At 42.8% G+C, this 26287-nt stretch carries 14 protein-coding genes; all 14 read left to right on the forward strand.

Features of this window, described 5'->3' with window-relative positions; all coding sequences use genetic code 11:
- Positions 1 to 538: 538 nt before the first annotated feature.
- The 14 genes from ABIN91_RS10830 to ABIN91_RS10895 all read left to right on the forward strand — a co-directional run bounded on the left by ABIN91_RS10830 (position 539) and on the right by ABIN91_RS10895 (position 26283).
- Entirely contained in the window at positions 539 to 3694 is a 3156-nt protein-coding gene (locus ABIN91_RS10830; RefSeq protein WP_348051115.1) for a SusC/RagA family TonB-linked outer membrane protein, read from the forward strand.
- Positions 3695 to 3707: 13 nt separating this feature from the next.
- Positions 3708 to 5579: a RagB/SusD family nutrient uptake outer membrane protein gene (locus tag ABIN91_RS10835; protein WP_348051116.1), complete on the forward strand. Its 1872-nt coding sequence runs from the start codon at positions 3708 to 3710 to the stop codon at positions 5577 to 5579.
- A 210-nt stretch (positions 5580 to 5789) separates the two neighbouring features.
- Positions 5790 to 7034 carry a M20 family metallo-hydrolase gene (locus tag ABIN91_RS10840; RefSeq protein WP_348051117.1) on the forward strand — a complete coding sequence of 415 codons (1245 nt, stop codon included), beginning with the start codon at positions 5790 to 5792 and terminating at the stop codon, positions 7032 to 7034.
- 39 nt (positions 7035 to 7073) lie between these two features.
- The gene (gene dcp, locus ABIN91_RS10845; protein ID WP_348051118.1) at positions 7074 to 9200 is read left to right on the forward strand and encodes a peptidyl-dipeptidase Dcp; all 2127 of its coding nucleotides are present in this window, start codon (positions 7074 to 7076) and stop codon (positions 9198 to 9200) included.
- A gap of 310 nt (positions 9201 to 9510) precedes the next feature.
- The gene (locus ABIN91_RS10850) at positions 9511 to 11055 is read left to right on the forward strand and encodes a pseudouridine synthase (RefSeq protein ID WP_348051119.1); all 1545 of its coding nucleotides are present in this window, start codon (positions 9511 to 9513) and stop codon (positions 11053 to 11055) included.
- A 279-nt stretch (positions 11056 to 11334) separates the two neighbouring features.
- Positions 11335 to 12744 (forward strand): L-fucose/L-arabinose isomerase family protein, encoded by a 1410-nt coding sequence (locus ABIN91_RS10855; protein WP_348051120.1) that lies wholly within the window; start codon positions 11335 to 11337, stop codon positions 12742 to 12744.
- Between the two features lie 2 nt (positions 12745 to 12746).
- Positions 12747 to 13571 (forward strand): transketolase, encoded by an 825-nt coding sequence (locus tag ABIN91_RS10860; RefSeq protein WP_348051121.1) that lies wholly within the window; start codon positions 12747 to 12749, stop codon positions 13569 to 13571.
- Between the two features lie 10 nt (positions 13572 to 13581).
- Positions 13582 to 14553 (forward strand): transketolase C-terminal domain-containing protein, encoded by a 972-nt coding sequence (locus ABIN91_RS10865; RefSeq protein ID WP_348051122.1) that lies wholly within the window; start codon positions 13582 to 13584, stop codon positions 14551 to 14553.
- A gap of 52 nt (positions 14554 to 14605) precedes the next feature.
- Positions 14606 to 15544, forward strand: coding sequence for a D-ribose ABC transporter substrate-binding protein (locus tag ABIN91_RS10870; RefSeq protein WP_348051123.1), 939 nt, complete (start codon positions 14606 to 14608; stop codon positions 15542 to 15544).
- Between the two features lie 3 nt (positions 15545 to 15547).
- On the forward strand, positions 15548 to 16165 hold the full coding sequence (locus tag ABIN91_RS10875) for a DUF2291 domain-containing protein (protein ID WP_348051124.1): 618 nt from the start codon (positions 15548 to 15550) through the stop codon (positions 16163 to 16165).
- Between the two features lie 4 nt (positions 16166 to 16169).
- Positions 16170 to 17672 carry a sugar ABC transporter ATP-binding protein gene (locus ABIN91_RS10880; protein WP_348051125.1) on the forward strand — a complete coding sequence of 501 codons (1503 nt, stop codon included), beginning with the start codon at positions 16170 to 16172 and terminating at the stop codon, positions 17670 to 17672.
- Between the two features lie 9 nt (positions 17673 to 17681).
- The gene (gene rbsC, locus ABIN91_RS10885; RefSeq protein ID WP_348051126.1) at positions 17682 to 18650 is read left to right on the forward strand and encodes a ribose ABC transporter permease; all 969 of its coding nucleotides are present in this window, start codon (positions 17682 to 17684) and stop codon (positions 18648 to 18650) included.
- Positions 18650 to 20161 carry a glycerol kinase GlpK gene (gene glpK / locus ABIN91_RS10890; RefSeq protein ID WP_348051127.1) on the forward strand — a complete coding sequence of 504 codons (1512 nt, stop codon included), beginning with the start codon at positions 18650 to 18652 and terminating at the stop codon, positions 20159 to 20161. Before rbsC ends, glpK begins: the two co-directional genes overlap by 1 nt.
- Positions 20162 to 20631: 470 nt before the next feature.
- On the forward strand, positions 20632 to 26283 hold the full coding sequence (locus tag ABIN91_RS10895; protein WP_348051128.1) for a HAMP domain-containing protein: 5652 nt from the start codon (positions 20632 to 20634) through the stop codon (positions 26281 to 26283).
- Positions 26284 to 26287: the final 4 nt, after the last annotated feature.

Genomic DNA, 26287 nt, shown 5'->3' on the forward strand with positions numbered 1-26287 from the left:
TTCCTATTCTAAATCTTTACGTAAGGTGCTTGCCTTTTATTAACTAAACGTATAGCATAATCCATTTTACGCCGAAAAAATAATTATCAAATTGACACATATCTGCTTTGTGTACAAAATACACAAAGATTAAGGGCTTCATTAATCATAATATCACCATTTATTAAAGAAAAATCATTGTTAATAAAGCGTAATAATAAGTTTTTATGATGTAACACTTTAATTACAATACTGCACTGATTCAGCCTATTATGATTTTAATTGATTGCGTTTAAAGCGTATAGAAATTTATTTAAACTATTAATAATCAGCATTCTATGGTGTTTTTTATTTGTTTTTATCATTTAACTTGCGATAAATTTACACCACCAACTAAGCGTTGAAACCAATTAAACTCATAGTATAATTCATGACAGATCATATTTTTTAATCGGCAGAAATATTCTGCTGGAGTGAATTGAACAAGGTTCAATTTCATGGCTATTACACCGGTTCTCAATAATCTGGTGGTCAGTTTTTTACCAAAACCAATTAAATTATGAAAAAACAAATTACTCTTCTAATTCTTATTTTAGTAACAGGGTGCTTATCTGCCTTCGCTCAAAATATCACTGTTAAAGGTGTTATAAAAGATAGCCAGGGATTACCTTTACCCGGTGCAGCTGTTAAAATTAAAGGAACACCTATAGGTGTGGCAGCTGATGTTTCTGGAAAATACAGTATAAGCACACCAGCAAAAGCAACATTGATTATCACAAGTGTAGGTTTTGCAGCGCAAGAGGTAGCTGTTGGTAGCCGTACCACTATTGATATAACCATGCTTGATGATAACAAACAACTTAATGAGGTTGTAGTTATTGGTTATGGCACACGCGAAAAGAAATACGTTACAGGAGCCATAGCAACCGTTAAAGCCGAACAACTAGAAAATGAAAATCCAGCCAGCGTTACCGATCTGTTGAAAGGTAATATAGCCGGTATTAATGTTGGCATGAATACTTCGCCTAAAGGTGGTGGCTCAGGCGATTTATTAATACGTGGTAAAGCTTCGCTCGCCGCAAGCACCACGCCGTTAATTGTTTTAGATGGGGTGGTATACCAAGGCCAACTGGCTGATATTAATCCAAATGATATTGAAACGCTTGACGTTTTGAAGGATCCCGGAACATTAGCGGTTTACGGTTCATCGTCTGCCGCGGGAGTGGTAGCTATTACCACTAAAAAAGGTAAGGCTGGTCCGCCTCAAATCACTTTCAATGTTAATTATGGTTTTGAACAATTACAAAAAGATCAAAAATTTTACCAGGGAGAAGCTTTTTTAAATTGGCGTGCTGATGGTCAAAGAGCATCAAATACAACTTTACCCGCTTACCAATGGTCAGACCCTAGAGCTTTGCCTGATGGTGTTACCGTGGCACAATGGATGGCCTTAACTGGTGCTACCGGTGATCCGGTTGATGTATGGCTTACCCGGTTAGGTCTTTTTGCTAACGAGAAAGCTAATTACATGGCAGGTAAGGTTACTGATTGGTCTAAACTGGTTTTCCAAAATGGTAAACGTCAGGATTATACAGCAAGCTTATCAGGTAAGAGTGATGTATTAAGCTATTATATGTCGGGAAATTTTGTTGACTATCAAAATTTAATAAAAGGCGGTGAGTATAAAAACTATCGCTTTAGAGCAAGCCTTGAAGGTAAAGCATCAAAGTATCTAACTTTAGGTTTCAATGCCCAATACGCTATGCGTGATGAAGGCGCGATAACAACAGGGCCCAGCAACCAATCAATTGATAATACCCAGGCAGACTGGACCCAGATCATTAACCAATCGCCATATGGTGATTTCTATAATGCAGATGGTTCAATTCGACGGATAGATACTGATGACAGCGGGCTGAATGCACGTAATCCATTTTTGGGAAATTACTATAATCAAAACGAAGCCGTACAAAGTACATTGCAAGCAAATCTGTATGCCAAAGTAAAGCTTCCGTTTGGCTTCCAATATCAACTTAATTTTGTACCAGATGTTGAATCCTATCGCAATTTTGAATTTAAACCAGTAGCTAACCCTAATGAGTTAGCCGGTGGCGAAGCCTGGCGTACAATGGAAAACCGGTATAAATTTTTGTTAGATAATTTGTTAACATGGGATAAAACTTTTGGTGTACATAACTTTAGCTTTACCGGACTACTTGAAAAAGAAAAATACCAAACCTGGTACACCAGCACAGCCAATTCTGGCTTAACCCCAAGTGATGCATTAGGTTACCACCAGATAGGAGCAGGCCTGCTGCCTGTTGAAAGCAGTGACGACCGTGTTTATAATGCCGACGCGTTAATGGGCCGTTTAAATTACACTTTAATGAGCCGGTATTTATTAAGTGCATCTATCCGCCGTGATGGTTTCTCACCATTTGGTCTTCAGTTTCCAAGATCAACATATGCAACAGCTGGCTTAGGCTGGATATTTAGCGATGAGAGCTTTATGAAAGGCAATCAATTTAAATGGTTAAATTATGGTAAGTTTCGTGTGAGCTATGGTTCAAATGGTAACCGTTTAGCAACCGGAACAGCCGATCCATCTTTAGCCTTAGCGGTAATAACAACAGCAAAATATCCTACTATTGTTGCCGGAACACTAACTAACAATGTGGCTTTATATGCAAGCTCATTACAAAACCCCAACCTGAGGTGGGAAACCACAACAGGAACCAATATAGGTTTAGATTTTGCCATTCTGAATAACCGATTAAGCGGCTCAATTGATGTGTATAATAGAAAAACTACCGATCAGATAGTTAAACGTACATTAACCACAATTGAAGGATTTAACATCAACGCATCATCGTTAACAAATATTGGCGAGGTTAACAATAAAGGTTTAGAACTTGCGCTAAACAGTAAAAATATAAGTTCAAAAAACTTTAACTGGAACTCAAGCGGTACCCTATATATAAACAGGAACAAGATTGTGCATTTATATGGAGCCACAACTATTACTAATGCCGATGGCTCTACTTCTACCATAGAAGCCGATGATAAAGCTAATGGTTGGTTTATAGGCCATGATATTGATGCCGTATGGGATTATAAAATTTTAGGTGTATGGCAAGCTAATGAAACCACAGAAGCGGCTAAATTTACCGGTGCTGGTATTAAACCAGGCGACTTTAAACTGGAAGATGTTGATGGTAATCATATTTATAATGATAACGACAAGCAGTTTTTAGGCTCAACCAATCCTGATTTCATTTGGTCGTTACGTAACGATTTTAACTTCTTTAAGCATTTTGATTTTTCCTTTTTGCTGGTATCGAGCATTGGCCAGTTAACACAATTTGATCAGGCTAAAAATCAGCCAGGCAGTGTGGGTTTTGCACGTCAAAGCTCGTATGTACTGCCTTACTGGACAGCTGATAATCCAATTAACGATTATGCCCGCTTAAATTCAGGTTCAAACGGAACAACAATACACGTTTGGCGCAAATCATCATTTGTACGCTTACAAACAGTTTCTGCAGGTTACACCTTCGACAAAAAGCTGGTAAATAAATTAGGAATACAAAGTGCCAAGGTATACTTCAATGCCAATAACGCTTTAGTTTATGCGCCAAGCTGGGATTTTTGGGACCCGCAGAATGCAGGGCCTACACCAAGAATTTTTTCGATGGGTTTAAACGTTACTTTTTAATGAATAGTGATATATGAAAAAGATAAATAAAAAGATTTTAACAGCGCTGATATTAGCGACTGTTATTATTACCAACGGTTGTACCAAACGTGAAGAACTTGTGCCCGAAGCTCCTTCAAAATTTACACCTGATGTAACCTTAACTTCGCCAGCGGCATTTAAGGCGGCTGTTGATTATATGAACCTGAATGCCCGCATCGAGTTTTTTGGGGATTCGGCACCAATGCTAACAGAATCTATTTTCTCTGATGTTGCCGTTGAGGGTACGACAGATAAAACCACACCAGCACAGGATCTAAATGTACGTATAACACCAACCGCGAATTTAAATAGTGATGACTATAATAAAATTGGCCGTTATTGGGAATTGTGGTGGAATGGTATTCATTATGCCAATACAGTTATCTCACGTATTGATAATGTAAAGTGGCCCACAACTGCGGCACGAAATACTATATTGGCTGCTGCTTACTTTCACAGAGCGCGTTGTTATTATCGTTTATGCAACGAGTGGGGGGATGTTCCGTTGATATTAAAAGAAGAGACAACCGTTAACGTTGGTTATTTTACTACACAACGGGCTGTGATATTAAAACAAATGAAAACCGATCTGGAATTTGCAATTGCAAATCTTACAGAAGCGGTTGATAAAGGTGAAGTTTCTAAAGGTGCGGCAAATCACTTATTGGCTAAAATTGATTTGTCTTTAGGTCTTTTTGATGACGCCCTTACAGCATTAAATGCCGTAATTAACGGTAGCCCATACCACTTAATGACAAACCGTTTTGGTATAGTAGCCAGCGATGCTTCTAAAAACGTAATATGGGATTTGCATCGTCCGGAAAACAAATCAATAGCTGCTAATACCGAAGCATTATACATTGTTTTAGATCGTGAAACTTTGGATGGAGCTACTGCTAACGGTTCACAGGTAATGCGTAATTGTATACCAATGTGGCATAATGGTACCATCCTAACACCAACTAATAAAAAACCTGGTGTTGTTGATGCGATAACTGCTGAATTTCCGCTTACCTTATGGTATGGCCGTGGCATTGGGCGTAATCGTGGCACACCATATGCCACAAAATACATATGGACAGATAATACCGATTTGCGCCACGCGCCAGGCAACTGGATGAATATGACCGATTTGGTATATAACAACTCAGCTATTAAGGCTACAGATCCGGCATGGTACGGGCAGAAATTGCAGCAATATACGGCTGCAAATGTAAATCAGGTATTTTTGAATGGCGCTAAAGATACCATTCGTGCGTGGTTTGGCTGGCCACATTATAAAGTGTTCATTGGCTCTGGTAGCATCGCGGTTGATAAATGGTGGAGTCCGCCACGCGGTACCAATACCGACTGGTATGTATTCCGTTTGGCAGAAACACTATTGTTAAGAGCCGAAACTTACCTATGGAAGAATGACCCGGCAAGTGCTATGGGTGATTTGAATACTGTTAGATTACGTGCACAAGCGGCTTTATTAACTGATCCTACAAAAGTTACCATGAGCACCGTGTTAGACGAGCGCGCCAGGGAACTATATTGGGAAGAGCCACGCCATGCCGAGCTTGCACGTATGGCATTTATTTATGCTCAAACTGGTAAAGCATCATATACCGGCAAAACCTATTCGTCAGCAAATTTCTCAACAGATAATTTCTTTTACGATCGCGTTATCGAAAAGAATGATTTTTATAATAAAGGAGTGGTTACAAACTCCGGAAATACCTTTACAATATCACCATATCACGTTTTGTGGCCAATACCAGATGCTGATATTAAGTTGAACATTAATGGACATATTAATCAAAACAAAGGTTACGATGGCTCATCCAGCAATATTGCGCCTCTGGACCATGTTGTACAATAAATAGTAAATTGGTTTATTTATTAATGAAGCTACCCGGTTTAGTACCGGGTAGCTTTTGTTTTTATAGATAGGGTATAATATGCAATATTTGAAACCCAATTACTGCTTTTCAAATAAAGTAACTAAATTGTGCGCTTAACAATATCCCCGCCAAGTAATGTATTGTAGGGATAATACTCTTGGTACTTATAACTGACTAAACAATACTGAATGAAGATTAATGCACCACGGTTAAGCGATCATTTTAAACAGATGAGCGAGATCGGTAAAATAGGAGAGACAGGTACTTGCCGCCCGGCACATTCTAAAGAAGAAAAGCAAGCGTTTGAACTTGCAGCAAGTTGGATGCAAAACGCGGGTATGAAAACCCATATAGATAACTTTGGCAATTTAATTGGCAGGCTTGAAGGCAGCAAACCAGAACTGCCTGTACTGATGATGGGTTCACATTTAGATTCACAACCCTACGGTGGCCGTTTTGATGGTGTAGCTGGAGTTTTATGTGCCATTGAAGCTGTAACAATCTTAACGGAGAGTGGCGTTAAACCTGAACGCAGTATCGAAGTGATTTCTTTCGCGGACGAAGAAGGTTGGCGATTTAAAAAGGGCCTATTCGGGTCGCGTGGAATATTAGGTAAATTAGAACAAGGTGAATTACAGCGTACTGATCACGATGGCATAACCCGTGAACAGGCTTTGATTGATTTTGGTTGCGATATTACAAAATTTGCAGAATCGGAATACAAACCGGGAAGTATTCATTGCTTTTTAGAGTTACATATTGAACAAGGGCCAATATTGGATTGGAGTAATAAACCAATTGGTGTTGTGTTTGGAATATCGGGGCCATTGTGGCTTACTGTTAAATTGAAAGGTATGGCTGGTCACACAGGTTCGGTGCCAATGCATCTTCGTCAGGATGCCTTGTTAGGTGCAGCTAAGATCATCGTTGGTTTGAATGAGATCGTTACCCAAATTCCCGGCGCTCCAACAGTTGGTACAGTGGCTACAATTGATGTATTCCCGGCATCACGTAACATTATTGCCGAAGGGGTAACCTTTACGCTTGATTTAAGAGATATTGATCTGGATAGACGGAATGCTTACGAAAAACAAGTTCGTGACTTGATCGCCACTACAGCCGAAAAACATAAACTCACTTACGAAATATCCGAAGATACCAATAGCGAACCACGCTATTGTGCCAATTGGATAAAAGATATTATTAAAGAAGAAACAATAACTCAGGGCTTAGATGCTCCCGAATTAATGAGCGGTCCGTTTCATGATGCCTTGGCATTGTCTTATGCCTGCGATTATGGAATGATATTTATCCGTTGTAAAGATGGCATCAGCCATAACCCATTGGAGTATTCATCTGATGAAGACTTAGCTTTGGGCACCGAGATATTGTATGGTACTATTTTAAAGGTACTGGCAAAACATCAATTATAACTGCTAACAAAACAACTCTGTACTATTATTAAATTATTTATGAAATATACTTACCGCTTACCCTTGCTTGTTATGTTAACCATTTCAACAGGTTCTGCTTTTGCCCAAAACGGCGGGCTTGATCCGTCTAACCCATTCTTCACGCCAAGCAATTTGCCTTTGCATGCGCCCGCTTTTGATAAGATCAAAAACAGCGACTACAAACCCGCTTTTGAAGCCGGAATGAAACAACGGCTCGAAGAAATTAAAAAAATCGCTAATAATCCAGCCGCTCCAACGTTTGCGAATACGCTGGTAGCTATGGAAAAAACTGGTCTTTTACTCACCCGTGTTCAGGAAACTTTTGATGTGCTGGCAGGTGCATATACCAACCCTGAACTACAAAAGGTTGAAGAAGAAGAAGCTCCTAAATTGGCTGCTAACAGCGATGAGGTTTATTTAAATACCAAGCTGTTTAAACGCATTGAAGCCATTTATACTAAGCGTGCGCAGCTAAAGCTGGATGCGGAATCAAAACGATTATTAGAGGTTTATTATCAAAACTTTGTGCTCGCCGGTGCACGTTTATCTGAAACGGATAAAGAAAAGCTTAAAAAACTCAATCAGGAAGAAGCATCGTTAAGCGCTAAATTTAGCAGCCAGTTATTAGCCGGAACAAAAGCTGGCGGTGTATTATTAAATGATAAATCAGAATTGGCAGGATTATCCGACGCCGCTATTGAAGTGGCTGCACGCAATGCAAAAGCAGCCGGGCATGATAGACAGTATTTGATTTCGTTACAGAACACCACGCAACAGCCCGATCTGCAATCATTAACCAACCGCGCTACGCGTCAAAAATTATACGAATCATCCATCAACCGTACTGAAAGGGGAGATGCTAACGATACACGTGCAACCATCGCACGTATGGCACAGATCCGCGCGCAAAAAGCGAGCTTACTTGGTTTTAGCAGTTATGCGGCCTGGAAGTTACAAAATCAAATGGCTAAAACTCCTGCTGCGGTTGAATCGTTTTTGAGTAAGCTGGTTCCTGCGGCTACTGCTAAAGCCAAACAAGAGGCTGCCGATATTCAGGCTCTTATAGATGAGCAAAAAGGTGGCTTTAAAGTTGAGGCCTGGGATTGGAATTTTTATTCCGAACAATTGCGCAAGGCACGTTTTGATCTGGACGAAAACCAAATCAAACCTTATCTCGAAATTGATAATGTGTTACGCAATGGCGTATTCTACGCGGCTAACCTGTTATACGGACTAACCTTTAAAGAACGGAAAGATTTGCCTGTTTATCAGGAAGATGTACGCGTTTTTGATGTAATTGACAAAGACGGTAGCCAGTTGGCCATATTTTATTGCGATTATTTTAAACGCGACAACAAACGTGGCGGGGCCTGGATGAGTAACATGGTTGATCAATCAAAACTGTTGGGAACCAAGCCTGTTATATACAACGTGTGTAACTTTACCAAGCCTGCACCCGGCCAGCCGGCGTTGATCAGCGCTTCGGATGTGCGTACCATGTTTCACGAGTTTGGGCATGCTTTGCACGGTATGTTTGCCAGTCAGCAATACCCAACCTTATCTGGAACGGCTACAGCGCGCGATTTTGTAGAGTTTCCATCTCAATTTAACGAACACTGGGCAATGGATCCTAAGGTGATCAAACACTACGCCATACACTATAAAACAGGTGAGCCAATGCCGCAGGAATTGATCAACAAAATTAACAAGGCTGCTACATTTAACCAGGGTTATTCATTTACCGAAATCCTGGCTGCTCATAACCTTGATCTGCAATGGCATAATTTACCTGCTAACGCTCCTTTAAAGGATGTTGACCAATACGAAGCAGAATCATTACACAAAACCGGGCTTGATCTGCCGCAAGTGCCGCCACGTTACCGGTCTACTTACTTTGCTCATATTTGGGGTAATGGCTATGCGGCCGGTTACTATGCTTACTCGTGGACGGAAATGTTGGCGCATGATGCCTTCGCATGGTTTCAGGAGAATGGCGGCCTTACCCGTGCCAATGGTCAACGCTTCCGCGATATGGTTATATCACGTGGTAATAGTCAGGATTTAGCTACCATGTACCGTAACTTCCGTGGTAAAGATCCTCAGATAAAACCTTTACTAATCTCTCGCGGGCTGATAAAAGAATAAATATCAACCTTCGAAAAATGATTTAAAGCCGTAAGCTAATAGCTTGCGGCTTTTGTTTTAACCCTGCTAACCCATGTGTATTGCTATTCTCAGCATTACATTATTTCCTTTAACCTAATTCAAGGAATATCTATAATTTCGCAGAGTCAAAAACAATACAAAAAACTTGAGGAACGGCGATCAAAGTAACATTTCATATTTTTCTGATAGCTCTATTAATGGTGTAGCGTTACCCGAGCGGTTTACCTTTCCATTTTTTTATGAACCACATCCATTAACAAAAATAGCAACAGCTGAATTGCAGCACTATTTGGAAACTCAAACGGATCTGGATCATAATTTCGGGCTTACAGAAAATCAGCAGGGAACTGCTATTGGTAAAATGTTTGGCGTTTTGGTTGTTCAAGATACTAATGAGAAATTGGGCTATTTATCGGCTTTTTCAGGAAAACTGGCTGGCTCGAATGATCATCCCATGTTTGTTCCGCCTGTTTTTGATATGCTTATCGAGGATAGTTTTTTCCTGAAGGAGCAGGAGATACTTAATAGCATCAACGATCAGGTCAAATTCATAGAATCGAATGAAAATTACAGAAGTCTGAAAGATGATTTTGAAAAGTTTTCATACCAATCCAATCAAGAAATATCTTCTTTTAAAGAGCAACTAAAAAACAATAAAGTAAATCGGAAAAAACTTCGTGAAGAGCGCAAAATCAATTTAGGCGAACATGATTATGCTGAATTTGAAGCATACATGATCAGGCATAGTTTGCACGATAAACATCAGTTGAATGTGTTGTTGGATAAGCAGAAACAACTTTTGGATGCTATCCAATTAAAGATGATGCAATTTGACGATAAGATTGAATCTTTGAAAAAAGAACGCAAGGAAAGATCGGCTGCTTTACAACAACAACTTTTTGAACAGTATGTATTTTTAAATAAGGACTTAAAAAAGAAAAGTTTACATTCTATATTCAGTGATACAGTTTTTGGGAAACCACCCTCGGCCGCAGGCGAGTGCGCCACTCCCAAACTTTTACAATACGCTTTTTTGAACGATTTTAAACCACTTGCAATGGCCGAGTTTTGGTGGGGGGCACCTCCAAAGTCTGAGATCAGGAAGCACAAACAATTTTATCCGGCCTGTACCGGAAAATGCAAGCCCATCCTGGAGCATATGTTGGAAGGAATGACCGTAGATGAAAACCCACTTTTAAACAATTTGGGCGAGGGCAAGAAACTTGAAATTGTTTATGAAGATGATAGTTTTGTAGTGGTTAATAAGCCTGCCGAATTATTGTCAGTTCCGGGAATCCAAATTCAGGATTCAGTTTATACCCGGCTCAAATCCGCATTCGTGAGCATCGAACCACTTATCATCCATCGGTTGGATATGGCTACTTCCGGGCTTTTGGTAGTAGCCAAAACTAAAGAGGCACACAAGGATATTCAAAGGCAATTTTTGAAACGAACCGTAATTAAGCGATACACCGCATTACTCTCTAAAGTGATTGAACAGCAGGAGGGAGAGATCAGCCTTCCTTTACGCGGAGATTTGGATAACCGCCCAAGGCAATTGGTTTGCTTTGAATTTGGAAAAAAAGCCATCACCCTATGGAAAGTTATCAAGAGAAATAAAACCACAACCAAAGTCCATTTTTGGCCTCTTACAGGTCGAACTCACCAATTGCGCATGCATTCGGCTCATGAACAAGGGCTTGATGCACCCATTGTTGGAGATGATCTATATGGTACTGCTTCGGAAAGACTATATCTTCATGCGGCTTATCTTGAGTTTGTACATCCGGAAACCAAAGAAACACTCAGTTTTGAAGTCCCAGAGGACTTTTAGGTAGTATTAAATATCGGATCGTTAATCTGGTATGTAGATGCTGTAACCCGCTTATTTTAAGTCGGGTTAAATACCTATGATAATATTCTACAAAATCCGGATAAACTATCATCACAAACCGCCGATATAATACAATAGTTTTGAAACAGCATCCCAATATAACAGCCTTGTTATGTTGAATATTTACAACAATGGCAATATTGATGTAATGAGCTCAGAATAGTAAACCATTATACTATTCTGCTTTAAACCAATTAATGATAAATATTTACAATCTATATGAGTACTAAAGCAACCTTAGGGGTAATTATTGGCAATCGTGATTTTTTTCCGGATAGGCTGGTTTCTGAAGCAAGGGCAGATATTATGGCTCTTTTCTCTCAGCTAAATATCAATCCCATTATGCTTGAAGAAGCTGATTCAAAGCTTGGCGGTGTTGAAACTTTTAAAGATGCTCAGAAATGTGCCGACCTGTTTAAAAAGCATCGCGAAGAGATTAGTGGTATCATGGTATTCCTGCCAAACTTTGGCGATGAAAAAGGTGTTGCCGATACCATCAAATTATCCGGTCTGGATGTACCCGTATTGATCCAAGCTTACCCCGATGATCTGAATAAATTGGATGTTGCCCGCCGTCGTGATTCGTGGTGCGGTAAGATCTCGGTTTGTAATAACCTTTATCAGTATGGTATTAAATACACGCTGACCAATGATCACGTAGTTCACCCAAGCAACCCGAAGTTCATGGCCGACCTGAAAGACTTTGTAGCTGTTTGCCGTGTGGTAAAAGGTTTACGTAGCGTTCGTATAGGAGCTATTGGTGCTAGGCCGGGAGCGTTTAACACCGTACGTTACAGTGAGAAGATCTTGCAGCGTAACGGCATTACCGTAACCACTGCCGATTTGAGCGAAATTTTAGGAAGGGCCAATAAATTGACCATAGAGCACCCCGAAGTACAGGCGCACTTGGATAAAATAAACGCCTACGCACCCAAAGGGCTCACACCCGATGAGGCTATGATACAAATAGCTAAACTGGATGTGGTACTGAATCAGTTTATGGAAGAGAACGCTTTGGATGCTACGGCTATCCAATGCTGGACATCGCTACAGCAAAACTATGGTTGCAACGTGTGTACCAGCATGAGCATCATGAGCGAAAACATGCTACCAAGCGCTTGTGAGGTTGACGTTACCGGAACTTTAACTATGTATGCCATGCAATTGGCATCAGGCTCACCAAGCGCGCTGGTGGATTGGAATAACAACTATGCTGATGATCCGAATAAATGCGTATTGTTCCATTGTGGTAACTGGGCCAAATCATTCCTGCCGGATATAGAGATCAGTACGGCTCCTATTTTGGGGACCACGGTTGGTGTAGAAAATACTTACGGTGCGCTGGACGGACGTACCCCGGCATCACCGTTAACCTATGGTCGTATTAGTACCGATGACCCTAAAGGCATTATCAAAGTTTACCTTGGCGAAGGTGAATTAACCGACGATGCATTGAACACATTCGGTAATCGCGCGGTAGCGCAGATACCAGACTTACAAGGCCTGATGCAATACGTTTGCCGCAATGGCTTTGAACACCATGTGGTGATGAACGCCTCAAAAACAGCCGGTATATTAAAAGAAGCATTAGGCAATTACATGGGCTGGGAAATTCACGAACACCTGTAAGCATGACGGATAAAGAACTCAAAGCAAAATCGGTTGAATACCGTAAAAAGATACTTAAGTATATTGTAAGCGCCAATGCCGGGCATACCGGGGGCAGCCTATCGTGTATTGATGTATTGAACGTTTTGTATAACGATGTGCTGAATGTTAGTCCCGATAGTTTTAGCTCTCCGGATAGGGACCGTTATATTCAGAGCAAGGGCCATTGTGTTGAGGCGTTGTTTGTGGTATTAGCTGATCAAGGCTTCTTCCCGGAAACGGACCTGGAAACGTTATGCAAATACAAATCGCATTACATTGGCCATCCTACCAAAAAAGTGCATGGTGTTGAACAAAATACGGGTGCTTTAGGCCATGGCTTGCCTATAAGCGTGGGCGTAGCGCTTGCTGCGAAGATGGATAAAAAGGATTATCGTGTTTTTACCCTTTTGGGCGATGGCGAATTACCTGAAGGTTCAAATTGGGAAGCCGCTTTAACGGCATCACATTACAAACTGGATAACCTGTGCGCCATTATTGATAACAACAAACTACAAATTACAGGTACCAATGCCGAAGTATGTAATACCGACCCCTTAGATGCTAAGTTTGAAAGCTTTGGCTGGGCCGTAAAACAGGTTGATGGGCACGATGTAAAAGCATTGAAAGAAGCCTTTGACAGTATGCCTTTTGAGCCGGGTAAACCTAACCTCATTATTGCCCACACCATTAAAGGTAAAGGCATCAGCTTTATGGAAAACTCGGTAAAGTGGCACCACGGCGTGCCTAATCCTGAACAATATCAAAGTGCCATAACCGAACTGGATGTGGCCCTGACTAACATTTAACACCACGAACTTGGGAGCAGTTATAGAAAACACATCGGCTAACGCCAAACCAAACCAGGACGTTTTTGCGGCTACTTTATTAAAGCTTGCCGAAACCGACAAAGATATTATTGCCGTGACCAGCGATTCGCGTGGATCGGGTAAGCTGGTTGCGTTCGGGCAGCAATTGCCCCAGCAAATTGTGGAGATAGGCATTGCCGAGCAAAACCTGGTAGGCGTAGCCGCGGGGCTGGCTTCGGCAGGCAAAAAGGCATTCGCTGTATCACCTGCCTGTTTTTTAACGGCAAGGGCATTGGAGCAGATCAAGAACGATGTATGCTACTCGGATAACCCGGTAAGGCTGATCGGCATAAGTGCTGGTGTAAGCTACGGCGCATTAGGCACCACCCACCACAGTCTGCATGATTTTGCAGTTTTGCGTGCTATTAACAATATTACCATTGTAGTACCCGCTGATAACTTTGAAACTGAGCAGGCGGTAAAGCTGGCCGCGCAAAGTACTAAACCGGTGTACCTGCGCTTCGGTAAAAAACCGATGCCGCTTTTAACTGATGATGGGAATATCGGTTTTGAATTTGGCAAAGGCAGGGTGATCAAAAAAGGTAGCGATGTTGCTATCATCGCCAATGGCGAAACCGTTTATCCGGCTTTACTGGCGGCGCAAAAATTGGAGCAGGACTCGGGCATATCAGCAACCGTGGTGAGTATGCATACCATCAAACCGCTTGATGTAGCACTTATCGCGCAATTAGCTTCGGAAACCAAAGCTATCATTACTGTAGAAGAGCACATGATAAGCGGCGGCTTAGGCGAAGCTTGCGCATCATACCTGTTGCAAAATGGCTACAAAAAGCCCTTTAAAATTATGGGTATTCCTGATGAGTATACCGTAACGGGCTCACAGGTTGAGATATTGAACCACTATGGGATTTCGGCAGATGGGATTGCCGAACAAGCCATTAAACTACTATCAGGAAACTGATAAACCAACAAAGAAGACCAAGCAATGAAACTTAGATTATATACTGATTTGAATGAGAAGATTAACCCTATTACTGTTATTCCTGCTGGCATTTTCAGGCTGCAAAGATAATTCCAAATCGGCCAAGCCAAAAAAAGTAGCGGTTATTGTATCTACCCTCAATAACCCCTGGTTTGTGTTTTTGGCACAAACTGCCGCCGCGCAAGCCAAAAGTTTGGGTTACGAAACCAAGATATTTGATTCGCAAAACAATACGGCTACCGAAACCGATAACTTTGAGAACGCTATTGCCGCCGGTTATGGAGCTATCCTGTTCAATCCTACAGATGCTAATGGGTCTGTAGTGAACGTGAACAAAGCCAAAGCAGCCGGCGTAGCTGTTTTTTGTATGGATAGGGAGGTTAACTCAACCACCGGTCCAACATCACAAATTCTATCCGATAGCTATTCAGGCTGTGTAAATCTCGGCAAATACTTTGTTAAGCAAATGCATAAAAAGGGTAAGTATGTTGAGATATTGGGCATAGTTGCCGATAACAACACCTGGAACCGTTCCAAAGGTTTTCACAGTGTAGTTGATTACTACCCCGGTTTGCAGATGGTAGCCCAGCAAAGCGCCGATTTTGACCGGAACAAAGGCCTCGAAGTAATGGAATCTATCTTACAAGCTCACCCGGATATTGATGGCGTGTTTTGCGGTAACGATGCTATGGCGATGGGCGCTTACCAAGCCTTAGCCGCCGCGGGCAAAGCCAATAAAGTAAAAGTAATGGGTTTTGATGGTGCCGAAGATGCTATACAAGGCATTAAAGATGGTAAGATACTGGCAACCGCTATGCAATTCCCCAAAGTGATGGCGCAAACCGCCGCCAACTACGCCGATGAATATTTTAAAGGTAAGCGCGATTTTCCCAAAAAGATACAGGTTGGAGTGGAGATGGTAACCGGTAAAAACGTAACCGATTATATAGCTTACGGTAAAAAGAATTAAGCCATGAGAAAGGAAATCAAATATACCATCTGGTTAGTAATTATCGTTTTTGTGGGTTATAACTCTGTTTACTTCCGCAAGTTAAGCGAGCTAAAAGCTACCGAAAAAACATTCAATGCGCCTGCTTACGCACAGGATTTGTTAAGCAATAAGTTACCTCCCGTTACCGAAAAGGCGATTACGCTGGATGAGTTAATCACCCAGCTAAAAGTATCGCCGACAAATACCTTTGCCGAAAACGGGCATGTATTATCCATAGGTAGCACCAAGTTTTTTATGGTGAAAGGCACAGGTACTATTACCGATATAGACGATAGTGATGTTAAACTACTCACTGTTGGTCAGAACGAATTACAAATAGCTACTGAGTTTGTATTTGGTAATGCCATCCGCGATGCATCGGGCTTGGTTAACCTGAACGATTTTACCAATACCATCGATCTGAGCAATATCTCATCAGAGATTAATAAGATCATTCGCGCCAAGGTGATTCCGCCGTTTAAGTCGGCCGCAAAAAAGGGCGACAAGGTTGAATTTACCGGAGCCATCGAACTGAACCAGGCACATCTTAACCTGAACGATATTGAGATGCTGCCCGTGTCCCTTAAAATAATCCCTTAAAGATATGTTAGTAGCAGATCATATCACCAAAAAGTTCCCCGGCGTTATCGCTTTACAAGATGTTTGCATGGAGCTGCATCCCGGTAAGGTAAACGCTATTCTGGGGGAAAATGGAGCGGGAAAATCCACGCTGATGAAGATATTGTCGGGCGTATACCCTGAATACGAGGGCCGTATTTTATTGCAGGATACCGAGGTAAACTTTGCCAATCCACGCGAAGCGCAGGGTGCTGGTATAGGTATCATCCACCAGGAATTGAACCTGGTACCCCATCTGAGCATCACCGAAAATATCTTTTTAGGACGGGAAATCACTAATAGGTGGGGGATGCTTGATGGCAAGGCCATGAAGGACCGTACCCGAGCTTTATTGGATAAACTTAAATTGAATGTTAGTCCGGATACTTTGATCTTTGATTTAAAGGTTGGTCAGCAGCAGGTAGTTGAGATTGCTAAGGCCCTGCTTACTGATTGCCAGGTATTGATCATGGATGAGCCAACATCGGCCATTACCGAAAGCGAGGTTGAGGTATTGTTCGGTATCATCAAAGAACTGCGCGACGAGAATAAGGTGATCGTTTATATCTCGCACAAGCTGGATGAGCTTTTCAAAATAGCCGATAGGTATATTGTGCTCCGCGATGGTAAAACCATTGAATCGGGCGAGATGAAGGATATCAACCATGATACCCTGATCCATAAAATGGTGGGTCGCGAGATCAACATCATTCGTAATAAGGGTTACGAAGCTACTACCGAGCCTGTATTAGCCATAAATAATATTAATCTTAAACATCCAGAAAATCAAAAGCGCGATTTGTTAAAGAATGTATCGCTGCACCTTTGCCCTGGTGAAGTGTTAGGTATATTTGGTTTAATGGGGGCGGGGAGAACCGAGTTACTGGAAACCATTTTTGGTCTGCATAGGGCACATACAGGTTCAATCAATATTAAGCAACAATCTACAAACTTCAGATCACCAGGCGAGGCTATGAAAGCCGGGATTGCTTTAGTACCAGAAGATCGCAAAAAGGACGGCTTGTTACTGAACCTTGATGTAAAAACCAACATCAGCATTACTACACTTGATAACCTGCAAAGCATGGGTTTACTTCACGATGGTAAAGAGCAGCAACTGGCTAAAAAATATATTGATTCGTTAAAGATCAAAACACCATCGGCAAACCAACTCACTAAAAACCTGAGTGGCGGTAATCAGCAAAAGATAGTGCTTGCTAAATGCCTGGCTACCCAACCCATTGTTTTGATGCTTGACGAGCCAACCCGGGGCATTGATATTAACGCTAAAAACGAGATCTACAAACTGATATTAGAACTGGCCGCAACGGGCATGGGTATCATCATGGTATCATCCGAATTACCGGAGATACTTGCCATATCCGACCGCATCCTGGTAATGGCCGAAGGCAGCATCACTGCCGAATTTAAGGCTGCCGATGCATCTGAGGACAATATCCTGAAAGCAGCCATTCCTAAAAACCTATAACAAACCGAGATGACTTTGAACCGCCAACATTTTGCAAAATTCCAATCGCTCATCGCGCTGGTTGTTTTGTGCATCGTATTGAGTTGCCTGTCAGATAAGTTCCTCACCGTTGATAACGGATGGAACGTAATGAGGCAAATATCTGTTAACATCTGCATCGCCGTGGGGATGACATTAGTTGTGCTTACTTCGGGAATCGACTTATCGGTAGGGTCGGTACTGGCCCTATGCGGAGCCATCACGGCCGGCCTGATGAAAAACGGCATCGAGGTACATTCAAGTAACCTTTATATTGGGTTTACACTATTAGGCGCTATCCTTGCGGGATTATTCACCGGGGCGGGAGTTGGCGCGTTTAACGGATTTGCTATAACCCGCTTTAAGGTACCTCCTTTTGTGGCAACCCTGGCTATGTTGACCATTGCACGCGGACTAACATTATTATGGACACAAGGCTTTCCAATTTCGGTATTCGGAGAAAAGTTTGGTTACATCGGCACGGGCTGGTTTTTAGGCATCCCTGTTCCGGTTTGGATCTCGGCCATTGTGGTTTTAACAGCTGTTGTGATCACCATGAAAACCCCCTTAGGGCGATATATTTATGCCATTGGCGGTAATGAAAATGCCGCTAAATTATCTGGTATCAACGTCAGCAAGGTTAAGATCATTGTTTACAGCATGGCCGGAGCATTAGCCGCTGTTGGTGGTTTGATCGTAACCTCAAGACTTGATTCGGCCCAGCCAAACGCAGGTATCAGTTATGAGTTAGATGCTATCGCGGCGGTTGTAATTGGCGGCACTTCCTTATCCGGCGGCAAAGGTACAATCTGGGGTACAGTATTGGGCGCGGTAATTATTGGCGTGCTTAATAATGGTTTGGTGTTGCTTAATGTATCGCCGTTTTGGCAACAAGTGGTAAAGGGAGGTGTGATTTTGCTGGCTGTAATTATTGATAAGGCTAATTCTAAATCAGAATAATGATGGATCAAAAATATATATTGGCGATAGATCAAGGTACCAGCAGTACCAAATCGATCATATTTGATCAATCTGGAAATCCGGTTGCTAAAGGGCACGTAGATCTTAATACCCAATTCATTGACGGTGGCCTTGTTGAACAGGATCCTTTTGAAATTTACCAAAATGTGCTTGCGTCAGTTAAAAACTGCCTGGACGATTACCAAAGCAAAGGCCTGAATATAATAGATGTTGTTTCTGTTGGGATATCTAACCAGCGGGAAACTTTTGTTGTATGGGATGAAACGGGTAAGCCATTGCATAATGCGGTGGTTTGGCAGTGCAAGCGGTCGGTAGCGGTTTGTGAACGTTTAAAATCGGAAGGCCTGAATGACGAGGTTAAACAAAGAACAGGATTGATCATTGATCCCTATTTTTCGGCAACCAAACTAATCTGGCTTTATGAAAACAACCTTAATATACATACGGCTATAGATGAGGGGCGGGCATATTTTGGTACTGTAGATACCTGGCTGCTATTCAAACTCAGCAAAGGCACACGGTATCTTACCGACCACACCAATGCATCAAGAACCATGTTTTTTAACTTGAAGACATTGCAATGGGATAAATATCTTTTAGACGCTTTTAACCTTAGTAAACTGAATTTACCAGAAGTTTGTTCATCATCCTTCAACTTTGGATCGAGCGATTTTGAAGGATTATTTAAAGTGGAGATACCAATTAACACCATGATCGGTGACTCGCATGCAGCAGCTTTTGGTGAACAGTGTTTTGAAAAAGGCCAGGCTAAAGCAACGCTCGGCACGGGTTGCTCAATCCTGATGAATGCCGGTGCAGATGTGCCCGATGGTGGTGAAGGAGTGATCACAACAATTTGCTGGAGTACCACTTCGCTAATTAATTACGCTTTAGAAGGTGTTATTGTTTCCTGTGGCTCAACAATAGAATGGTTGCGTAGAGAATTAGGCCTTTTTAGTGAGGTGATGCAAACACAGGATATGGCCAGAGCCGTTCCTGACAATAACGGTGTTTATATTATTCCGGCATTTAGCGGTTTAGGAGCGCCATATTGGGATATGAACCGGAAGGCAGAAATCCAGGGATTAACTTTCAGTTGTAATAAAAATCATATCGTAAGGGCAGGCCTGGAATCGGTGGCATATCAGATCCGCGCTGTAATAGATGTAATGAAGGATGCGGGGCAGCTTGATCTTCAAGGACTAATTGTTAACGGAGGTATAATTAACAATCAATTTGTGCTTGAATGTTTAACCAACTTATTAAACAGGCCGCTAACCTATGGCATTACAGATGCTTCGGGCTTGGGCGCGGCTTATCTCGCCGGATTGCAGGCAGGAATTTTTAAAGATCTAAATGATATCATCCGTATCGCAAAACACAGATCGACTATGATGCCGGTATCCGAACTTAAAATAGAGAAAAACTACAGAACATGGGAAATGTATGTAAAACTAGGGTCATCCAGGCAAATAGTCAGCACTACCTAAAATATTGAATCAGCCAAAGCAATAGGATTGTATTAAGTTTGAATTAACTTGTAGTAGAATTATAGCTTTAAATAGTCTGCTGAGGCAGACACAATTAGCTTTCGAAAGAAGGCTAATTTGTGCCCCTCCGGGTTGTACTTTTCGCTCTGTGAGATCGTCCAGAAGCTACAAAAGATTAAAGCGGCAGCCATAATGCTTATACAATCCCAACGAAGATGAGTCCCGGCCAAACAATATTAGCAGCAATTGGTTATAGTTCCAATCATAAAATAACCAATCTTTAAGTTACGACAGAACACCGTCACCTATTGCTGCGAAAAGTCTCCGGTACATAGTTGAATTCGGGTAGTTATATAGTAGGTAATTTGGAAATTGTTAATTAATTTTGATTAGTTTTAATGATACATTGCGATGGATAAGTATCATTTATTCCCTATATACCTTGAATACACAATTTAACTAACCAGTCCATGGAAGATGATTTACTGGATAATGTGCTGGATAAAACCGGCGTTGTCAACGAACACCTGAGTGATTCGCTCGATTTGAAAGAATTGTTAAAAGTACTTTCCATGGTCAAGAATGGAAAATTGGATGTACGTATGCCCGTCACGCAGGCGGGAATCAACGGCCGCATATGTGAAGTGCTTAATGATATCATCGATCTGAACGAGCGTTTTATTGAAGAAATATCATCAGCCGAAAAAACGATAGGTAAACGGGGTAACTTATCCAAACGAATAGAACTCAAAGACGCAAAAGGGGAGTGGGCCAACGGTGTTAGTTCCATCAATAATCTGATCGAAGACTTAACCTCGCCTACGCTTGAGATCGCTGGTATGATCAATTCGGTGGCTAATGGTGATCTGTCTAAACATATCCCTCTCGAAATTAAAGGGCACCCGCTTAAGGGCGAGTTTTTGCGTATAGCTAAAGAATCCAATCAGATGCTCTCTAAGCTGCAACTATTTTCCATGGAGGTGACTCGTGTTGCACGGCAGGTAGGTTCGGAAGGGAAACTGGGCGAACAGGCTAAAATTAAAGGCGTAGCCGGTGTATGGGCTGAATTGACCGATTCGGTAAACCAGATGGCCGGTAACCTGACAGCACAAGTGCGTAATGTTGCTGCGGTAACTACCGCGGTGGCTAAGGGCGACTTGTCGCGCAAGATCACGGTAGAAGCCAAAGGCGAAATATTAGAACTAAAGAACACTATCAATACCATGGTAGATCAGCTCAACTCGTTTTCGTCCGAAGTGACGCGGGTTGCGCTGGAAGTAGGTACCGAGGGTAAACTGGGCGGACAGGCAAAAGTGCCGGGTGTTGCAGGTACCTGGAAAGATTTAACAGACTCAGTAAACCGTATGGCGGGTAATCTTACTTCGCAGGTACGTAATATAGCCGGTGTAACAACGGCGGTGGCCAATGGCGATCTTTCTAAAAAGATCACGGTGGATGTAAAGGGAGAAATGCTTGAGTTGAAAAAAACCATTAACACAATGGTGGATCAATTGAACTCCTTCGCTTCCGAGGTAACACGTGTGGCGCTTGAGGTAGGAACGGAAGGTAAGCTGGGTGGGCAGGCGCGTGTGAAGGGCGTTGGCGGGGTGTGGAAAGATCTTACCGATTCGGTAAACCAGATGGGTAGTAACCTTACCGATCAGGTGCGTAATATAGCTGGTGTAACTACGGCAGTAGCAAAAGGTGACCTTTCACGGAAGATCACGGTGGATGCAAAGGGCGAGCTGTTGGAATTAAAGAACACGATCAATACGATGGTGGATCAGCTCAACTCCTTTTCGTCCGAGGTTACGCGTGTGGCGCGTGAGGTGGGCTCTGAAGGACAGTTGGGTGGCCAGGCGAACGTGCCCGGGGTAGGCGGAACCTGGAAGGATCTAACAGATTCGGTAAACCAAATGGCGGGTAACTTAACCGGCCAGGTACGTAACATAGCCGAAGTAACCACAGCGGTGGCGAAGGGTGATTTATCTAAAAAAATTACCGTAGACGTGCAGGGTGAAATGCTTGAGCTCAAGATCACGATCAATACAATGGTGGATCAGTTGAATTCATTCGGCTCGGAAGTAACCCGTGTAGCCCGTGAAGTAGGCTCGGAGGGGCAATTAGGAGGGCAGGCGAATGTGCCGGGCGTTGGCGGAACGTGGAAAGACTTAACGGACTCTGTGAATAAGATGGCCGATAACTTAACCTCGCAGGTACGTAATATCGCCGAGGTAACAACAGCGGTAGCAAAAGGCGACCTTTCACGTAAGATCACTGTAAATGCCAAAGGAGAGTTATTGGAATTGAAAGATACCATCAACACGATGGTGGATCAGCTGCGCGCTTTTGCTTCGGAGGTAACGCGGGTGGCACGTGAGGTGGGTTCGGAAGGGCAGTTAGGTGGGCAGGCCAATGTTCCGGGTGTAGATGGTACCTGGAAGGATTTAACGGATTCAGTAAATAAAATGGCCGGTAACTTAACGGCGCAATTACGTAACATAGCTGATGTGTCCATCGCGATCGCTAATGGTGACTTATCTAAAAAGATCACCGTTGACGTTCGTGGCGAGATCTTGCAACTAAAAGAAACCATTAATACGATGGTGGATCAGTTGCGTGGTTTTGCATCTGAAGTAACGCGGGTGGCGCGTGAGGTAGGTACCGATGGTAACCTGGGCGGGCAGGCTTTTGTGCCTGGTGTAGCCGGTACCTGGAAAGATTTAACCGATTCGGTAAATCAAATGTCCAGCAACTTAACATCACAGGTACGTAACATTGCCGAAGTAACGAAAGCGGTAGCCAGCGGCGACTTATCAAAAACGGTAATTATCGACGTTAAGGGCGAGATCATGGATTTGAAGAACACCATCAATACGATGGTGGATCAGCTCAACTCATTCGCGTCCGAAGTAACCCGTGTAGCACGTGAGGTGGGTACTGAAGGTAAGTTGGGCGGCCAGGCACACGTAAAAGGTGTGGGTGGTACGTGGAAAGACTTAACCGACTCGGTAAACCAGATGGCCTCTAACCTAACCGGGCAGATACGTGGTATTGCTAAGGTGGCCACCGGTATTGCCAAAGGCAACTTAAAACAGCGGCTATCCATCAACGCTTTGGGCGAGGTGGCCCAGTTAACAGATACCATCAATGAGATGATAGATACGCTGGCCGTATTTGCCGATGAGGTAACTACAGTAGCGCGTGAGGTGGGTGTACAAGGCCGTTTAGGTGGGCAGGCCAGTGTGCCGGGCGCATCAGGTACCTGGAAAGATTTAACAGAAAACGTGAACCAACTGGCCCAGAATCTTACCACGCAGGTGCGTTCCATATCGGAAGTAGCTTCGGCGGTAACAAAAGGTGACTTGACCCGTACCATCCGTGTAGAAGCAAAAGGTGAGTTAGAAGCATTAAAGGATACGATCAACCAGATGATCGCCAATTTGAAAGGCACTACCTTAAGAAACCACGAGCAGGATTGGCTGAAATCCAACCTGGCTAAGTTTGCGCAGATGCTGCAGGGGCAACGTGACCGGAACGCGGTAGCTAATAAAGTATTATCAGAACTGGCCGAGCTGGTAAATGCCCGTTATGGCGCCTTTTATATCCTGGAGCAACCGGAAGGTGCGGATGAAACTAAATTAAGGCTGTTTGCCGGTTATGCGCAAAAAAGCCGTAAGCTGATTGATCAGGAGTTTTCCATGAGCGAAGGACTGGTGGGGCAATGTGCTACGGATAAGGAACGGATAAGGCTGACTAATGTGCCAAACGAGTATTTGCAAATCAGTTCGGGTATCGGTAGTGCCGCCCCGATCGATCTGGTAATCTTACCGGTACTATTTGAAAACAATGTTAAGGCGGTTATTGAATTGGCCTCGTTTGAAAATTTTAGCGATACGCACATCGATTTTTTGGATCAATTGACTGAAAGTATAGGTATCGTGTTGAATAACATTGAAACTAATACCCGTACCGAGGAATTATTATCACAATCCCAATCACTGGCGAGCGAACTTTCGGCGCAGCAGGAAGAATTGCGCCGCGCTAACGATGAGTTACATGATAAAGGCCGCTCACTAGAAGAAAAGGCCGAGCAATTAACCTTGACTTCCAAATATAAATCGGAGTTTTTGGCCAACATGTCGCACGAGTTACGGACGCCGCTCAATAGTTTATTGATCCTCGCCCAGCAACTTTTTGAGAACCCCGAAGGTAACCTTACTGAAAAGCAACGGATGTTTGCCAAAACCATCCACTCCTGTGGTGATGACCTGATTCAGTTGATCAATGACATCCTTGACCTATCTAAGATCGAGTCGGGCGTGATCGCGGCTGATGTGATGCCGGTGAGCTTTAAAGAGATCGCATCCTTTGCCGAAGCTACCTTTAAGCCAATATCGGAAGCAAAAAACCTAAAATTTGAGATCGAGTTGCAGGAAACCCTGCCCGAGTTAATGGAAACTGACATGCAGCGCCTGAACCAGATTTTAAAGAACCTGCTGTCCAATGCGTTCAAATTTACCGAGAAGGGACGGGTGAAACTGCATATTTTCTCGCCCGTGGCAGGACAGGAAACTCCACTGCCTGAAATTGACTCTGTGATCGCCTTCTCTATCGAAGATTCGGGCATCGGTATTTCTAAAAATACTCAAGGCATTATATTCGAAGCATTCCAGCAAGCGGAAGGTTCCACCAGCCGTAAATATGGTGGAACCGGACTTGGCCTTTCCATTAGCAAGGGTTTTGCGGAATTGTTAGGCGGAACGATCACTGTTGGCAGTGAATTGGGTAAAGGAAGCACATTTACCTTATACCTACCACTAAAATACAAGGAAGAAAAATCGGCTCCGCTAAAAATACAGGAAGTTACACCAGTTTCGCATACCCGAACAACCCTCATCGACACTGCCGAATTGGTGATTGATGATGATCGTCATAATATCACCGCGGAAGATAAAGTACTATTGGTAATTGAAGACGATATTCGCTTTACGAAGATATTGATCGATAAAGCGCATGACCTGAACTTGAAAGTAGTGGTAGCGATTAGTTACCTGGAGATATTTGACAGCATCATTAAACACGACCCGATAGCGATTTCCCTGGATGTAAACATGCCGGAATCCAACGGTTGGAAGATTCTGAAACTGTTAAAAACCGATATCAACCTGCGTCACATTCCGGTACATGTGATTTCTGGCGAAGATAACCGGGCGACGGCGCTAAAATCAGGCGCCCGCACTTTCCATTTGAAACCTTTATCCAACAATTCGCTGGATGAGCTGATCACGGGTATTGTTAGCTTCCATGCCCATGCCAAGAAACGGGTACTGGTTATTGAGGATAATGAAGACGAATTACATCGCATGACCGAACTGATCGCTAATGACCGGATCGAGGTCTTCGGCGCGGCTACCGCAAAAAAAGCTTTGTCGCTGCTGAAAAAAGAAATGTTCGACTGTATTGTTGTAGACTATATGTTGCCCGATGCCAACGGAATTGAACTGCTCAACAAAATGAATCTGATCAAGCAACCGCAAACAACCATTATACTACATTCGGCGCGAGACTTTACCCAGAATGAGTTGATTCAATTAAGGCGGTTGAACCATAAGATAATTACCAAAACACCTACCTCTCATATTTTCCTATTGGAAGAGATCCTGGTGCTGCTGCATATTGATAAAAAGTTTATCAGCGAAAGCAAACTGAAAATGATTGATGGCATTGGCGTAAAGAGTGATATCCTGGAATCGAAAAAAGTACTGGTAGTGGATGATGACGTGCGTAATCTGTTCGCCATGACGGCAGTGTTTGAACGATCAAAAATAGATGTGGTCACCGCTGAAAGCGGCCGCGAAGCTATGGAGATCCTCAACAAAGATAAAAGCATCGATATTGTACTGATGGATATCATGATGCCGGAAATGGACGGTTACGAAACTATCCAAATGATCCGTAAGGAGGCTAAACACAAAATGCTGCCGATTATTGCGGTTACAGCCAAAGCGATGATCGGCGACCGCCAGAAATGTATCGCTTCAGGAGCCTCAGATTATATTACAAAACCGGTAAAAACCGATCAGTTATTATCGTTAATGAGGGTTTGGTTAATAAAATAATAGC

This window comes from Mucilaginibacter sp. (assembly GCF_039921305.1).
In the GTDB taxonomy this organism is placed as follows: Bacteria; Bacteroidota; Bacteroidia; order Sphingobacteriales; family Sphingobacteriaceae; genus Mucilaginibacter.